This window comes from Amycolatopsis sp. NPDC003865 (assembly GCF_053605345.1).
Genome location: NZ_JBSGJA010000015.1, coordinates 35,992 through 51,369 on the forward strand (window position 1 = coordinate 35,992; position 15,378 = coordinate 51,369).

At 71.7% G+C, this 15,378-nt stretch carries 15 protein-coding genes; 10 read left to right on the forward strand and 5 right to left on the reverse strand.

All coding sequences use genetic code 11. The annotated features are described in order from the left end of the window. Positions 1-68: 68 nt before the first annotated feature. Positions 69-677 (forward strand): LppU/SCO3897 family protein, encoded by a 609-nt coding sequence (locus ACWEVP_RS31125; protein ID WP_452066122.1) that lies wholly within the window; start codon positions 69-71, stop codon positions 675-677. On the opposite strand, the gene ACWEVP_RS31130 is transcribed toward ACWEVP_RS31125, so the two are convergent. Next, a complete protein-coding gene (locus ACWEVP_RS31130) occupies positions 674-1,618 on the reverse strand; it encodes an NADP-dependent oxidoreductase (protein WP_452066123.1) in 945 nt (314 codons plus the stop codon). The genes ACWEVP_RS31125 and ACWEVP_RS31130 overlap by 4 nt on opposite strands. A 94-nt stretch (positions 1,619-1,712) precedes the next feature. Between ACWEVP_RS31130 and ACWEVP_RS31135 the strand changes: the two genes are divergently transcribed. Beyond that, complete coding sequence (locus ACWEVP_RS31135; protein ID WP_452066335.1) at positions 1,713-2,258, forward strand: TetR/AcrR family transcriptional regulator; 546 nt, start codon at positions 1,713-1,715, stop codon at positions 2,256-2,258. On the opposite strand, the gene ACWEVP_RS31140 is transcribed toward ACWEVP_RS31135, so the two are convergent. From ACWEVP_RS31140 to ACWEVP_RS31150, 3 genes are read right to left on the reverse strand one after another with little or no spacing between them, the layout of a single operon-like run. Then, entirely contained in the window at positions 2,255-2,860 is a 606-nt protein-coding gene (locus tag ACWEVP_RS31140; protein WP_452066336.1) for an FAD-dependent monooxygenase, read from the reverse strand. The genes ACWEVP_RS31135 and ACWEVP_RS31140 overlap by 4 nt on opposite strands. Continuing rightward, positions 2,755-3,576 (reverse strand): FAD-dependent monooxygenase, encoded by an 822-nt coding sequence (locus ACWEVP_RS31145; RefSeq protein WP_452066124.1) that lies wholly within the window; start codon positions 3,574-3,576, stop codon positions 2,755-2,757. Before ACWEVP_RS31145 ends, ACWEVP_RS31140 begins: the two co-directional genes overlap by 106 nt. 58 nt (positions 3,577-3,634) lie before the next feature. Further along, positions 3,635-4,600, reverse strand: coding sequence for an ABC transporter substrate-binding protein (locus ACWEVP_RS31150; protein WP_452066125.1), 966 nt, complete (start codon positions 4,598-4,600; stop codon positions 3,635-3,637). A gap of 187 nt (positions 4,601-4,787) precedes the next feature. On the opposite strand from ACWEVP_RS31150, the gene ACWEVP_RS31155 reads away from it, so the two are divergent. From ACWEVP_RS31155 to mdlC, 8 genes are all read left to right on the forward strand, one after another. After that, positions 4,788-7,496 (forward strand): sensor histidine kinase, encoded by a 2,709-nt coding sequence (locus tag ACWEVP_RS31155; RefSeq protein WP_452066126.1) that lies wholly within the window; start codon positions 4,788-4,790, stop codon positions 7,494-7,496. A gap of 13 nt (positions 7,497-7,509) precedes the next feature. Then, on the forward strand, positions 7,510-8,187 hold the full coding sequence (locus ACWEVP_RS31160) for a copper homeostasis protein CutC (RefSeq protein WP_452066127.1): 678 nt from the start codon (positions 7,510-7,512) through the stop codon (positions 8,185-8,187). 502 nt (positions 8,188-8,689) lie between these two features. Then, positions 8,690-8,902, forward strand: a complete 213-nt coding sequence (locus ACWEVP_RS31165) for a hypothetical protein (protein WP_284749629.1) — start codon at positions 8,690-8,692, stop codon at positions 8,900-8,902. A 40-nt stretch (positions 8,903-8,942) separates the two neighbouring features. Further along, a complete protein-coding gene (locus tag ACWEVP_RS31170) occupies positions 8,943-9,911 on the forward strand; it encodes a tetratricopeptide repeat protein (RefSeq protein ID WP_452066128.1) in 969 nt (322 codons plus the stop codon). A 167-nt stretch (positions 9,912-10,078) separates the two neighbouring features. Further along, positions 10,079-11,725 carry a S53 family peptidase gene (locus ACWEVP_RS31175; protein WP_452066129.1) on the forward strand — a complete coding sequence of 549 codons (1,647 nt, stop codon included), beginning with the start codon at positions 10,079-10,081 and terminating at the stop codon, positions 11,723-11,725. Positions 11,726-11,808: 83 nt separating this feature from the next. Beyond that, positions 11,809-12,654, forward strand: a complete 846-nt coding sequence (locus ACWEVP_RS31180; RefSeq protein ID WP_452066130.1) for a helix-turn-helix domain-containing protein — start codon at positions 11,809-11,811, stop codon at positions 12,652-12,654. After that, positions 12,654-12,812 carry a DUF397 domain-containing protein gene (locus tag ACWEVP_RS31185; protein ID WP_452066131.1) on the forward strand — a complete coding sequence of 53 codons (159 nt, stop codon included), beginning with the start codon at positions 12,654-12,656 and terminating at the stop codon, positions 12,810-12,812. Before ACWEVP_RS31180 ends, ACWEVP_RS31185 begins: the two co-directional genes overlap by 1 nt. Positions 12,813-12,821: 9 nt before the next feature. Continuing rightward, positions 12,822-14,408, forward strand: a complete 1,587-nt coding sequence (gene mdlC, locus ACWEVP_RS31190; protein WP_452066132.1) for a benzoylformate decarboxylase — start codon at positions 12,822-12,824, stop codon at positions 14,406-14,408. Positions 14,409-14,494: 86 nt separating this feature from the next. Here mdlC and ACWEVP_RS31195 read toward each other — a convergent pair whose 3' ends face one another. Further along, on the reverse strand, positions 14,495-15,358 hold the full coding sequence (locus ACWEVP_RS31195; RefSeq protein ID WP_452066133.1) for an ABC transporter ATP-binding protein: 864 nt from the start codon (positions 15,356-15,358) through the stop codon (positions 14,495-14,497). Positions 15,359-15,378 lie beyond the last annotated feature (20 nt).

A 15,378-nucleotide genomic window follows, 5' to 3' on the forward strand; every position in this document is an offset into this window, starting at 1 on the left:
TGTTATACGTGCCTCGCTCGCGGCGCCGCCGGTGGGACGAGGTGCCGAGGGGATCACGGGAGGGCACTTTGACCACACCACCGTCCGACGACAACCCGTTCCGGACGCCGAGCTACGCCGCGGCGCCCGCCCCGATGCCCCTGGCACCGGGCCAGCGGCCCATCCCGCACTGGTTCACCCCGAAGGTGCGGGCCGTGCTCATCGGGTGCGTCGTCCTCGCGCTGGCACTGGGCTCGCTGGCCGCGTGGGGCATCAGCCAGGCCGGCCGCTACGGCACCCCGGCTGACGGCGACTGCCTGTACCTGAGCCGGGAGAGCGGCGACCGGATCGCCTACCACAACGCCGGCTGCAGCTCCGACCGCGCGACGTACAAGGTCGAGAACAAGTACCGCGGGGCCGTCTCGTGCGCGTCCGGCGACTACGTGCGGTTCCGCCTGAGCGCCGGCGGGACGCTGTGCCTGGCGTTGAACGTCCGGTCCGGCGACTGCCTGCGCGGCCTCGACGACGAGACGACCGTCGCGAAGGTGAGCTGCACCGACCCCACGGTGCAGGAGCGCGTCCAGATCCTGTCCGGGTACGGGCGCGAGGACGACTGCGAGCGCGCCGACAAGGTGCTGTCCTACGGCGGCCCGCCGTCGCGCACGCTGTGCCTGGCCCCGCCGGGCGAGAGCATCTAGCCGGCCCGGAGGTCGACGACGACCTTGCCGTGCACGTGCCGGCCGGCCTGCAGCTCGGCCGCCTCGCGGATCCGCTCGACCGGGAAGCTCGCCGCGATCGGCACCCGCACCCGACCCGCCGCGACCAGGCGGGCGATCTCGGCCAGGGCGCCGGGAGCGGCGTTCGCGCCGTTGCCGCCCGGGACGCCCTCGACCTGCGCGGCGATGGTGCAGATGCGGCTGTCCGGGACGCCCAGTTCGCGTGCGGTGTGCGCCGTCTCCGTCCCGTGCAGGTCGACGGCCGCGGTGACCCCGCCGGGCGCGAGGGCCCGGACCCGGCCGGCCAGGCCGTCGCCGTAGGCCACCGGCTCGGCGCCGAGGTCGCGCAGGAAATCGAACGACGACGCCGATCCCGTCCCGAGCACGCGCGCTCCCGCGAGCACGGCCAGCTGGACCGCGAACACCCCCACCCCGCCCGCCGCGCCGCCGATCAGCACCGTGTCGTCCGGGCCCGGGGCGACCACGGCGAGGGCGGCGGACGCCGTGCGGCCGGCGATCGAGAGGGTGGCGGCGGTGCGGTCGTCGACGCCGTCGGGAATGTGGTGGGCCTCGTTCGCCGGGGTCTCCCCGGTCGCGTCGACCACCACGAAGTCGGCGACCGCGCGGGACAACGCGCCCCCGAACACCCGGTCGCCGGGGGCGAAGCCGGTCACCCCGGCGCCGACCTGGTCGACCGCTCCCGCGTAGTCCGTCCCGAACCCCGCCGGGAGGCGCAGGCCGAACCGGGCCGCGGTGTCCGCGTCGGCGGTCATGATCCAGTCCATCGGGTTCAGCCCGGCCGCGGTGACCCGCACCCGGACCTGCCCCGGCGCGGCCTGCGGCGCCGGGACCTCCTGGACGTCGAGCACTTCCGGGCCGCCGAACGCCTCGAGCCGGACCGCCCTGCTCCCGTGTTCCCGCATGAGTCTCCTCCGGATGTGAAACGGACTATGCTCCGTTTCTGTTCTCGACCCTAACACAACAACCGGAGCGTGATCCGTTTTGACCGACGTGCCGATGCGCGCGGACGCGACCCGCAACCGCGACCAGCTGCTCGCGGTGGCGACCCGGATGTTCGTCTCGGCCGACGCCGAGCCGTCGATGCGGGCGATCGCCCGCGAGGCCGGGGTCGGCATCGCCACGCTCTACCGGCACTTCCCGACCCGCGAGTCGCTCGTCGACGCCGTCTACCGGGACCAGGTCGCGCGGCTGACCGCCGGCGCCCGCGAACTGCTCGACGAGCTGCCGCCGGCCGCCGCGATGCGGCGCTGGATGGACCTGTTCGGGGACTGGATCGCGACCAAGAACGGCATGCTCGAAACGCTGCTCACGATGATCGAGGCGGGCGAGATCGCGCACGCGCGGACGCGGACCGAGCTGCTGGCGGCCATCACCGCGATCCTCGACGCCGGCCGCGCGGCGGGCGACCTCCGTCCCGACGTCACCGCGGAAGACGTCGCCGCCTCCCTCATCGGCATCTTCACCGTGGCACCCCGGCCCGGCCGTGATGCCCAGGCCGGTCGCCTGTGCGCCCTCCTGATGGACGGCCTCCGGCCGCGCTAGCCGAACCAGCGGGTCAGCTCCGCGGGGTCGACGGCGTACCCGTCCGGGCGCAGGAGCAGCAGCCGGCCGCGGAACTCGTCGTCGTCCGTCGCCGCGCGGACGAGGCCGACCTGGCCGCGGAAGCCCGCCGGCGTGGCGTGGTCGCCCAGGTCGAGGAGCAGGCCGCGGCCGTCGTGCAGCAGCGCCGAGAGCCGGGTCGGGCCGTCCGCTGTCGTCAGGTCGAGGTCGGGGACGCGGTGGGCGCCGGGGTAGCTCAGCGCGAGCCCGGACAGCAGCCCGCTGAAGTAGCGGTTGCCGTCCGGCGTCCGCATCAGGTCGACGACGATCTCGCGCAGGGCCTCGACGTTCTCGCCGCGTTCGGGCGCTGTGAACACGCGCTGGGCAGCCGTGTGGCGCAGCACGCGCGCGGCGGCCGGGTGGCGTTCGTCGTGGTAGCTGTCGAGCAGCCCGGCCGGCGCCGTGCCGCGGACCGTCGCGGCCAGCTTCCAGCCGAGGTTCACCGCGTCCTGGACGCCGAGGTTGAGCCCCTGCCCGCCGAGCGGGGGGTGGATGTGGGCGGCGTCGCCGGCGAACAGGACGCGGCCGTGCCGGTAGCGCTCCAGCTGCCGCGTCGCGTCGTTGAACCGCGACGGGTCGCGACGCGCCCGTGTCGGACACCGAAGTCACCGAAGCCCTGATGGCCCTGAACGGCGCCGAGACGCGACTGGGCGAGCTGTACGGCGCGCGCCCAGTAGCCGTTCGCCTGCCGCGTCACCTGGCTGAAGTGCGCGGCACGGGCCGGGACGAGGTCGGACGCGGCGGCGAGCCGGATGTGCGCGAGCGTGGCGACGTAGGTCTCGGTGCGGCCCGGGAAGGGCAGGGCGAGCAGCCGGCGGACGGTGCTGTGCGCGCCGTCGCAGGCCACGAGCCAGCGGGCCCGGACACCGTCCACCGTGACACCGTCCGCGTCGACGTCGACGGCGGTGATCTCGTGGCCGCGCTCGATGACCGCGCCGTGCTCGGCCGCGTGGCCGGCGAGCACCACCTCGACATCGTCCTGCGTGCGGTTGCGCACCCGGGGGTGGCGGGTCCGCCAGACGCTGTGGTCCAGGGTGACCGGCAGGCCGGCGAAGTGCCCGCTCGGCCCGTCGACCTCGGGACCGGTGTCCAGGCCGCGCAGGTCGAACAGCTCCGCGGTGCGGGGCTGGAGCCCGACCGGCCGCGGGAGCCCCGGCCCGTCGCGCCGGTCGAGGACGGTCACCTCGACCCCGGCCAAGGCGAGTTCGGCGGCGAGCATCAGCCCGGTCGGGCCGGCGCCGGCGATCAGGACGTCGGTCATCACGCACTCCTCAAGTAGACTGAGTGCAAAAGTAGACCGAGTGCAAGTCTGGTGGAAGCTAAATACCGTTCTGGTCGGGGAGCAGGCTTTGGACGTCGAGGCGGTCCGCCAGCAGCCCCGAGTTGTGCATGAGGTCGGCGACCCGCTGCAGCCGGATCCCGTTGAGCGACGCCGGGTACGAGCCGAGCGAGATCAGCGCCGCCGTGGTCGTGTCGATGTCGGAGAACTTCGGCAGCGCGTCGCGGACGATCGCCGGGTCGGCCGCGCTCTGCTGGGCCGCGCCCAGTGCCGTGCGGAACGCCGCGAGCGTGCGCGGGTTGGCCTGCGCGAACGGCTTGGCCGAGGCGTACCCGGACAGCGGGAAGTCGAGCGTCGCCCCGCGGGCGCCGTCGGCGAGGATGTGGGCGCCGAGGTCCTTCTCGGCGCGGGTGATGTACGGCTCGATCATCAGCGCCGCATCGACGTCACCGGCCTGCAGTGCCTGCGGCATCCCGTCGAAGGCCACCTGCTTGAACTTGATCTTCGTCACGTCGACGCCCGCCGTCCCGAGCACCGAACGCGCGGCGAGCGCGCCGACGTCGTCCAGCATGTTCACCGCGATCCGGGGCGACTTCTTCGACGTCGGCACGGTGTAGTCGGAGCCGGGCAGGGTGACCAGCGCCATCGTGTTCGGGCCGGACGTGTAGGCCTCGCCCTGCAGCTGCAGGGCCGTCCCGCCGGCCGCGGCGCGGAACAACGCGATGTCGGACCCGAACGTCACGTCGAGATCGCCCGCGGTCAGCTTGGCCAGCCCGTCCTCCCCGCCGAGCTCGACGAGCTGCACGTTCAGCCCCACGGCGCCGAACTTCCCGCCCGCGACGGCGATCCGCAGCGGGGCCGTGTCGATGGCGTTGCCCACACCGACGCGCAAGGTGGTCCGTTCCAATGGCGGTGGCGGGGCCGCCGAACCGGATGCGAACACGCCACAGCCCGCGGTCGCCAGAAACGCCGCTACCAGCGGAATCAGCATTCCGCGTCTGATCATGAACCTTCACCTACCGCGAGAATCTGGTTCTCGTGCTGGATCGTATGGTCCGCGCCCCATACGATCGCGGGCAGGGCCGTATCGCGCCAGCGCGGCTTTCGGATCTTCATGGGGCGGGCTACCGTTCAGTAGGTTCGAGGTGCTGTCAGATCCGCGGGTTCCCGCCCGCGGCGGAAAAGGAAACCAGGTGACCCGTCGCGACCAGCGTCCCCGCAAGGGCGGCGACGCGGCGGACCCACGTCCGGCCGGCGGCCGCTGGCGGCTCCGCAACTGGCGTCTCGGCACGAAGCTCTTCGCCGTCCTCCTCATCCCCGCGCTGGCGGTGATCGCGCTCGTCGGCCTGCGGATCAGCTCGGACCTGCGCGACGCCCGGCAGCTCGCGGAGTTCGCCACCCGCGGCCGCGTCGACAGCACCGTCGCCGAAGCCATCCACGAGCTGCAGCGCGAACGCGACCTCACCGTCCGGTTCGTCGCCCAGGACCGCCAGGGCGACACCGCCGACCTGACCGGCCAGCGCAAACGCGTCGACCAGGCGATCGGCACATTCGAACGGACCCTCGCCGACAGTAAACCCCGGCTCGACGCCAAGGCGGCGGAAAGCCTGCAGCAGACCGACGACCGGCTGCGCGTGCTCGGCGGCCTCCGGTTCTCCGCGGAGCATTCGGCGTTCCCCGCCGACGCCGTCCTGCGCTCGTACAGCGAGCTGATCTCCGGCCTCCTCGACATCAGCGACTCGGCCGCCGCCGACGTCTCGGACCCCGAGCTCGCGCGGCTGCGCCTGGCCGGCAACGCGCTCGCCCGGATCAAGGACCAGATGTCGGTCAAGCGCGCGGTGCTGGCCGAGGCGCTCGCCGCGGGCAGCCTCAACCGCGACCGCACGCGCGCGCTGCTCGGCGCCGAAGCCGAGCTCAACGCCGCGCGCAACGACTACCGCACCTTCGCGACGCCCGAACAGCAGCGGATGTTCGACGACACGGTGATCGGCCTGGTCGTCGACATCGGCAACGACATGGTCGAGTCGGCGCTGACCCGCACCGAGAACGGCCAGAACCTCAACGGCCTCGACCCGAACCAGTGGGACGTCTCGGCGACGCACACGGTCAACCTCGCCCACCAGGTGCAGCAGGCCCTGCTCGTCCAGTTGCAGGAACGCACGGACTCCCTGGCCGCGCAGGCGCGCACGGCGGCGATCTGGGACGGCGGTGTCGTGCTCGGCGTCCTGCTCGTCGCGGGCGTGCTGTCGGTGGTCATCGCGCGTTCGCTGTTGCGCCCGCTGCGGATCCTGCGCCGCACGGCCCTCGAGGTCGCCGAGCACCGGCTGCCCGCCGCCGTGCAGAACCTGCTCACCGACCCCGAGCCCGCCCCGGAGAGCCTGCGGAAACGGCTGGCCGTCGCGCCCGTCCCGGTGTTCACCCGCGAGGAGCTCGGCCAGGTCGCGCGGGCGTTCGACGCGGTGCACGGCGAAGCCGTCCGGCTGGCGGGCGAGCAGGCGATGCTGCGCGAGAACGTCAACGCGATGTTCGTCAACCTCTCTCAGCGCAGCCAGGACCTCGTCGAGCGGCAGCTGACGGTGCTCGACCGGATGGAGGCCGACGAGCAGGACCCGGACACCCTCGCCGGCCTCTTCGAGTTAGACCACCTCGCGACGCGGATGCGGCGCAACAGCGAGAACCTGCTGGTCCTGTCCGGCCACGACTCCGCCCGCGAGGACGCCGGCGCCGTCTCGGCCGACGAGATCATCGGCGCCGCGCTCTCGGAAGTCGAGCACTACCAGCGGATCGAACTCGGCCCGGCGCCGCAGGTCGCCGTCCGCGGGGAAGCCGTCAACGACCTCGTGCACGTCATCTCGGAGCTGCTGGAGAACGCGACGCGCTACTCCGGCACCGCGACGGTCACGGTCGCGAGCGCCGAGACCCACGACGGCGACTGGCAGATCGAGATCATCGACCACGGCGCCGGCATGCCGCAGGCCGAGATCGACCGCACCAACGCGCGGCTCGCGCACCCGCCGGACGTCGACGTCGAGGTCTCGCGCCGGATGGGCCTGTTCGTGGTCGCGACGCTGGCCACGCGCCACCGCATCGACGTCAGCCTGAGCCCGGGCGCGGACGGCGGGCTCGTCGCGACGGTGCTGGTGCCCACCGCCCTGATCGTCGAGCTGCCGCCGATGCCGGGCCCGCCGCCGCCCGCCGAGGCCGCCGCCGCGCCCGAGCCGGAACTGCTGGCGCCGCTGGCCCCGCTCGCGCCGGCGGACCCCGAGCCGGAGCCCGAACCGGAGCCGGAGGAACTGACTCCGCCGTCGATCGAGGCGGGCCCGCCTCGCCGGGCGCCCGTGGTGGCCCGCGAGCACGTCCCGGAGTGGCCGACCGCGGACGACGACTCGCACCTGGACCTCGACGCCCCGACCGAGCGGATGCCCGCCTACCGCGACGTCCTGTCGCGCTGGTTCGACGCGGCGGCCGCGCCCGCGGCGGCGCCCGAGCGGCCGGCCGCCGAGCCGCTCCCGGTGGCGCAGGAGCCCCGGCCCGCCGAACCGCAGCCGCGCCACGCGCTGGCCGCGGCCCCGCCGCCCCCGCCGCCCCCGCCGCCGGTGGCGCCCGAGCCGAACCCGGATGACGAGGACACCGATCCGCAGTTCGCGCCCGTGACCCCGCCCGCCGCGATCGAGCCCGCCTACGAGTGGCCGACCCCGGCCGAGCTGGAGCAGGAAGACGGCGCCGAGGACACCTGGCCGTTCCTGCAGACCGACGACGTGGCCGCCGGGCCGGGAGCGGTGCCTGAGCAGCGGCCGATACTCTCACTTTCCCCGGAAGCGGTGCGCGAGCGGATGACGAGCCTTCAAGGCGGTTTCCGGCGAGGGCGTCATGCGAGGGGGGACGACACCCGGAACCAGTGAAACGGATTGAGGCATGAGCTCGAAGACGCCCCTGCTGGAAGTGATCGCGCTGGACGCGGCGGACGCCGAAGGCGCGCAGGCGGGCGGGGCCGACCGCCTCGAACTGGTGACGGACATGGCGCAGGACGGCCTGACCCCGACCGTGGAAACGCTGCGCGACGTGCTTTCGGCGACCGACCTCCCGGTGCGGGTCATGCTGCGGGACAACGGTTCCTTCGCCGTCGGTGATCTCGAAGGGCTGCGCGCGGACACCGCCCGGCTGATCGACGCGGGCGCGCGCGAGTTCGTCTTCGGGTTCCTGAACATCGACAGCGAGATCGACCTGGACGCCTGCGAAGCGCTGATCAAGGAGATCGACGGTCTGCCGTGGACGTTCCACCGCGCCATCGACCGCACCCGGGATCCCTTGCGCGCCTACGAACAACTGGCCGCGCTCGGGTGTGACACGGTGCTCGCGGCGGGCCACCCCAACGGGGTAGCCAGTGGGCTTTCCGTGCTGCAGCGGCTCGCTCAGCGCGACGGCGGGCCGGAGCTGCTCGTCGGCGGCGGCCTGCGCGCGCAGCAGGTGCACCTCTTGCGCGCGGGCGGGGTGCGCGGGTTCCATGTCGGGAGCGCGGTCCGGCCCGGCGGGTGGCAGTCGCCGGTCGACGCCGGAACGGTGCGCACGTGGGTGGATCTCGTCAAAAACTGATCGACTGCGGAACCCGTACGCGATATCGGACACCGTATCCCGATCCGCAGCAGGCCGGCCGACAATTGCGCGATCCGGCTGCCGGTTATACCAGTATTCGCCACTTTTGAATCGTTATGGTGAATTTGCATTCGGGTTGTGCGAATGCGGGCCTGCCATCGCTTGTGCAGGTGCACGTGCATTACCGTGGTTGGGCTGCTTGGGGGCTGATGGCCCGGCAGGTGCTGGCTATCGTGGTCTGAAGTCGTAAAACGCCGGCTCGAGTTGCGGCGCGGGAGAACTGCGACGGGCGTGTCGTCGTTCACCCGGATGGTGTCAAGAATTGTTCGGCTAGCGCGGGAGGCGTCGCTGTGGGCGCGCGTATTCGGTTCGCGGTCAATTCGATGAGAAGCCATCAGGAAACCAGGATGTCGTCCATCCGGTGGATTTCCGCCGCGTGGGAGCGGCTGATTCCGCGCGGCGACCGTCCGGGTGTGTCCGCGACGGGCCGGAAGGTCGAATCGTGACCGGCGCGATACCGCGGCAACGCGGAACCGAAACCTCCGAAGACGAGTTTGCGAAGCTGGGGCTCGGCGGCTCGCTCGCCCTCACCGGCCTGCTGGCCGCCGTCAAGATCGCGGAAACCGCCACAGGTGTGGTGCTCACCGCCGCCGGGGTACTTCCCGGTGCCAGTCCCTCGAAGGAGCGGGCTCCGGCCTGGCCCGGCGGGGAATGAACGGAGCTGCCCGGCAGCTCTCTACGGACGGAGGGCTGCCATGACAGGCAGTGGAGGGCGGGACGACGTGCGCGGCACGCGCGTGGGTTTCGCCGACGTGCGCCGGCTCGAGGACGTCGTCGCGGAGCTCAGGGGCCTGGACTACCGCTACGGCGGTGGCGCCTGCCGGACGGCCGTCGAGTCGCGGCTGCCCGCCGCCGTGGCGCTGCTGGACGGCGTGACCAAGACCGTCGTGCTGGCGCGGCTCTGCACCGCGGTCGCCGACCTCTACAACCTGGCCGGCTGGACCAACTTCGACCAGGACCGCCCGGCCGCCGCGCTGGAGGCGTTCGGGCGGGCGCTGGAGCTGGCCGTCGAAGCCGGGAACGACGACCTGCAGGCCAACGTCCGCTACCGGATCGGGCGGCTGCACCTGCACTACGGCGCCGTCGACGCGGCGCTGGCCGAGTTCGCGCGAGGCCGGGAAGCGGCGCTGCTGGCCCATTCCAAGCTCGCGCAGGCGATCCTGTCGGCCAACCAGGCGTGGGCGCACGCCAAGAAGGCCGACGTCACCGAGGCGCTGACCTACCTGCGCCGCGCCCGCCAGGAGTTCGCGGAGGCCGAGGGTCGCGAACCGTCGCCGTGGGACGCGTTCTTCGGGCCCACCGACATGGCCGCGATGGTCGGCACCGTGCACGGCGAACTGGCCCAGGTGGTCGACATCCGGCACGGCCGCGACGGCATCCCCGCGCTCACCGAGGCGATCGCCGGGTACCGCGACGGCGGCGGCATGACGCGCAGCCGGTCGCTGACCCTGATCTGGCTGGCCACCGTGCACGCGCTGGACGGCGACCTCGACGTCGCCACCGCCGTCGGTGAGGAAGCGATCGAGCTCGCGGGCGCCCTGCGGTCGCCGCGCACGCGCCAGCGGCTGCACTCGCTGTCCGCGGCCGCCCGGCGGTTTTCCGGCAACGCGGACGCACAGGAGATCGTCGACCGCGTCGACGATCTCGGACAATCCGGACGATAATCTGATGATCATGGAAAGGTAAACGTCCCGGAAAATGAAAATGGGACCCGTGAAACGGCAGCCAAAAGTAGGTTCCTGACCCGACGGACGGGTTCTTATGCTTCTCGGCAACCTGCGGCGGGTATTGCACCGCAGGCCCGGTCCCCACCGCCGAGAGGAAATCTCCCATGCGCTTGCGCAAGCTCGTCGCGGCCGCCGTGCCGCTGCCGGCGTTGCTCGGCCTCGCCGTGGCCGTCCCGGCCGCCGCGGCGACGGAACCCCTGGTCACACTGGCTGACAACGCCGCTCCGCTCGTCAACAGCGCCCGCACCGGCGACGTCGCGGGCGGGCAGCGGATCACCGCCGCGCTGGCGCTGAAACTGCACAACCAGCAGGCGCTGGAAAAGTTTCTCGCCGACGTCCAGAACCCCGCGTCACCGCAATACCACCACTTTCTCACCCCGGCGCAGTTCACCGCCGAGTTCGGCCCGACTCAGGCCGATGTGAGCAAGGCGGTCTCATTCCTGGAGAAATCGGGCGCGACCGGGATCGAGGTTTCCGGCAACCGCCAGGCCATCACGTTCACGGGGTCGGCCGCCCAGCTGGAATCGGCGTTCCACACCCGCATCGGGACCTACCACGACCAGGTGTCGGGCCGGGACTTCTTCGCCAACGACGCCGCGCCGACCGTGCCGGCGGACGTGTCCGGGGTCGTGGGCAACGTCGTCGGCCTGGACGACCACGCGCTGCGGACGCACGCGCGGGCCGTCGCGAAGCCCAACGTCGTCAAGTCGGTGACCCCGCCGGTGCTCAAGACCGCTTACGGCACCAGTGGTCTGTCGGCGACCGGCAGTGGTGTGAAGGTCGGCTTCGTCGAGTTCGACGGCTACCAGAAGTCCAACATCGCCAAGTACGACAGCACGTACGGCCTTTCGGCGGGCTCGGTGACGACCGTCCCGGTCAGCGGCGCGAACTACGACTCGTCGCCGGGCGACGGCCAGATCGAGGTCGAGCTGGACATCGAGGTCGTGCACGCGCTGGCGGCCGCGGCGAACGACTACGTGTACGAGGCCCCGAACAGCAGCGCCGGCGAACTGGCGATGTACCAGAAGATCGCGTCGGACCACACGGTGAACGTCGTCTCGATCTCCTGGGGCGCTTGCGAATCCGCCGAGGGTTCGAGCGCGGCGAAGAGCGTCAGCAACGCGATCGCGACGGGCACGGCGGAGGGCATCTCGTACTTCGCGGCCGCGGGCGACGACGGCACGACCGACTGCTACCGCCAGACGGGCTCGACGGCGAAGGCGGTCGACTTCCCGGCGTCCAGCCCGAACGTGACGGGCGTCGGCGGCACGAAGCTGACCGTGACGTCGTCCAACGGCTACAGCAGCGAGGCGACCTGGAACGACGGCAACAGCGGCGGCTCCACCGGCGGCGGCATCTCGACGGTCTTCACGGCGCCCTCGTGGCAGTCTTCGCAGAGCACGACGTACCGCAAGGTGCCGGACGTGTCGGCCGACGCCTCGCCGACGTCGGGTTACTACATCTACAGCGCGGGCACGTGGGAAACCGTCGGCGGCACCTCGGGCGCGGCCCCGCTGTGGGCGGCGTTCGCGACGCTGCAGAACCAGGTGCACGGCGGCGGGCTGGGCAACCTGAACCCGAAGTTCTACTCGATCGGCAACGGGTCTTCGTACGGGACTGGTTTCCACGACGTGACGACGGGCACCAACACCCTGCACGGGACGACGGGCTTCAGCGCCGGTACCGGGTACGACCAGGTGACGGGCTGGGGTTCGTTCAAGGGGAGTGGGCTGTCGGGCCTGATCGGCTGAGGTTCGCGGTGGGCCGGGGCTGTCGCGCTTTCGCGACGGCCCCGGTTCCCGTTTTCGCCGGTGACCGGTGACACACTGCGCACATGTCAACACGAGTAGCGACGCCGAGGTCCCGGGCATTGGGTTTCGGCCTGCGCACGGCCAGGGTGGCGCGCGGTCTCGGCATGCGCGAACTGGCCCGGATGGTCGATGTGCGCCCGCAGGAGCTCTCCCATTGGGAGATCGGCACGCGGGTGCCGAAGATCGCGCAGGTGGGGCTGTTGCTCGGCGCGGTGCGGGTGGAGCCGGTCGAGCGGCAACGCTTGCTGGAACTGGCGGAGTACGCGCGCGAACCCAACTGGCTCGAGCGCAGTATCCCGGGCATCTCGCCGAGGCTCTCGGCTTTCATCGAGTACGAGCGCACCGCCTCGGCGATCTTCGCCTGGGAGCCGCTGCTGATCCCCGGGCTGCTGCAGACTCCCGACTACGTGCGGACGATCCTCGCGGCCGCCGGGCGGCCGCGCGCGGAGGAAGAGCTGCGCATCAAGGTGCGCCTGCTGCGGCAGGAGGTGCTGACCGGCCGGGATCCGTTGCCCTACACCGTGTTCCTCGCCGAGACCGCGCTGCGCCAGCGGCGCGGCGGCCCCGAGATCATGGCGCCGCAACTGCGGCACCTCGACGAGATGGCGCAGCGGCGCAACGTGAGTCTCCGGGTTTTGCCGGACAACGAGGAGTTCCACCCGGGTCTCAACGGCTCCTTCGTGATCTTCGACTTCGCAGACCTGCCCCCGATCATCTTTCTGGAGCAGTACCGGGGAAGTGCTTACCTCTACGATGAACAACAGGTCGCCGACTACCAGGCAGCCCGTCGGATGATGGCGACCTTGGCCCTGAGCGAGCAGGAATCTTGCGCACTCGTTCGGGAGGTGATCACCGAGTTGGAGGCGTGATGTGGCGTAAGTCCAGCTACAGCGGGACCGAGGAGAACTGCGTCGAGGTGCGCCTCGGCCCGGTGTCGCAGATCCGTGACACCAAGAACCGCTCCGGGGGCACGCTGATCGTCACTGCGGCCACTTGGCGGGCTTTCCTTCGCAAGACTAAGCATTAGTCTGGGGGCATGATCAAGCGCACGGTGCTGGACGCCACCCGCGAGCTCCTCCGCGAACTCGGCCTCACCACGGTCTTCGGCAATCCCGGCACCACCGAGGTCCCCTTCCTCACCGACTGGCCGGACGATTTCGACTACGTCCTCGGCTTGCAGGAGTCCTCCGTCGTGGCGATGGCCGATGCCTTCGCCCAGGCCTCGCGTCAGGCCGTGCTGGTCAACCTGCACTCCGCCGGTGGTGTCGGGCACGGGCTCGGCAGCCTGTTCACCGCCTACCGGAACCGGACGCCGCTGATCGTCGTCGCCGGGCAGCAGACGCGGAACCTCCTGCCGCATGACCCCTTCCTCGGCGCGGTCGACGCGCCGGAGTTCCCGAAGCCGTACGTCAAGTGGGCCGTCGAGCCCGCCACCGCCGAAGACGTCCCGGCCGCGCTCGCCCGCGCTTACCACGTCGCGACGCAGGCGCCCTCCGGTCCGGTCTTCGTCTCCGTGCCCGCCGACGACTGGAGCGCCACCACCGAACGGCCGATCATCAGCCGTCCGCGCATCCGCGGGTTCGCACCCGACCCCGAAGCCATCGACGAACTCGCCGCCGCGCTCGACGCCAGCGAACGGCCGGCCATCGTCGTCGGCGGAGCCGTCGACCAGGACGCCGCCGTCGTCGAAACCGTCGCCCTCGCCGAACGGCTCAACGCCGCCGTGTACGTCGCACCGATGTCGTTCCGGTGCTCGTTCCCCGAAAACCACCCGCTGTTCCACGGCTTCCTCGACCCCGAACGCGGTGTCGTCTCGGACAAGCTCGCCGCGCACGACCTCGTCCTCGTCCTCGGCGCGCCCGCCTTCACCTACCACGTCGACCGCGGCCGCGGCGAAGCTCCGATGCCGCCGCTGTTCATCGTCAGCGACGACGAGCAGATCCTCGCGCGCGCCTTCGAAGGCACCGGAATCCGCGCGACGCCGAAGCTGGGCATCCGCGCGCTGCTGAACGTCGTCGACCGCAACGGCCGCCCCGCGCCGGCGCCGCTGGAGCGTCCCGCGAAGCCCGCCGACGGGAAGCTCACCGCCGAATTCGTCTACTCGACGCTCGCGGACCTGTTGCCGGACAACGCGATCGTCGTGGAGGAGGCGCCCAGCCACCGCGGCATCCTGCACGACCACCTGCCCATCACGGCGACCGACACCGGTTTCCTGACGATAGCCAGCGGGACGCTCGGCTACGGCGTCCCGGGCACGGTGGGCGCGGCGCTCGCCCGCCCCGATCGCCAGGTCATCGGGGTCGTCGGCGACGGTTCCAGCATGTACGGCATCCAGGCCCTCTGGACGGCCGCACGCCACGACGTCCCGCTGACGATCCTGATCCTCGACAACTCGGAGTACGCGGCGGTCCGCATCCTCGGCGAGACGATCGGCGGCGCGAAGCTCCCGGGCACCGAGCTGGGCGGCATCGACTTCGCGGTGCTGGCCTCGAGCATGGGTTGCCAGGGCGTGACGATCACCGAGCCGTCGGGCCTGGTCCCGGGCCTGACGGCGGCCTTGGCGGACAAGCGCCCGACCCTGGTGCACGTCCGCGTCGCCGCGTCCGAGCGGACGCTGTACTGACCGGACGCTGTACTGATAGGACGCTGTACCGAAAAGCCGCGGCGGACCAAGGCGGTCCGCCGCGGCGTTGACTGTCCGAAGTGGACTCAGCTGCCGGTCTTGCTGCTCTCCGTCACGTCCGAAGACTGCTCCGCCAGCTCCCATTCCGCGGCGTCGGACGCCGCCGTGGCGGCCTCGGCGGGGCTGCCGCCGTGCAGCAGCCGCGCCACTTCGCCGCGCAGCGTCACGAACTCAGCCGACTCGCGCGTCGTGATCTGATCCCGCTCGGCGGGCAGCCCGACCGGCAGGTCCGCCACGATCGACGCCGGCGACTTCGACAGCACCAGCACCCGGTCGGACAGGTAGACGCTCTCGTCGATGTCGTGCGTGACGACCAGGATCGTGCTGCCCTGCTCCCGCTGCACGCGCCGGGTCAGGTCCTCCAGCTCGAACCGCGTCTGGGCGTCGACCGACGCGAACGGCTCGTCCATCAGCAGCAGCGCCGGACGGCTGGCCAGCGCGCGGGCGATCGACACCCGCTGCTGCATGCCGCCCGAGAGCTGCCACGGGAACTTGCCGCCGACGCCCGAAAGCCCGACCTGCTCCAACGCCTCGGCGGCCCGCGTACGCCGCTCGGACCGGGAGATCTGCCGCCAGCGCAACGGGAACTCGACGTTCTTCTGCACCGAAAGCCACGGGAACAGCGAACGGCTGTAGTCCTGGAACACGACGGCGAGGTCGTCCGGCACGCCCGAGACGCGGTCGCCGTGCAGGCTCACCTTGCCCTCGGTCGGCGGGGTCAGCCCGGCGACGCAGCGCAGCAGCGTCGACTTCCCGCAGCCCGACGGGCCGACGATGCTGGCCAGCTGCCCGGCCTCGACGGTGAACGACAGGTCGTTCACCGCGGTGTGCGCCTTCGCGCCCGTGCCGTAGCGGTGGCTGAGGCCGGACACTTCGAGCATGGTTGACATGGGGAGAGGCCTTTCCAGCG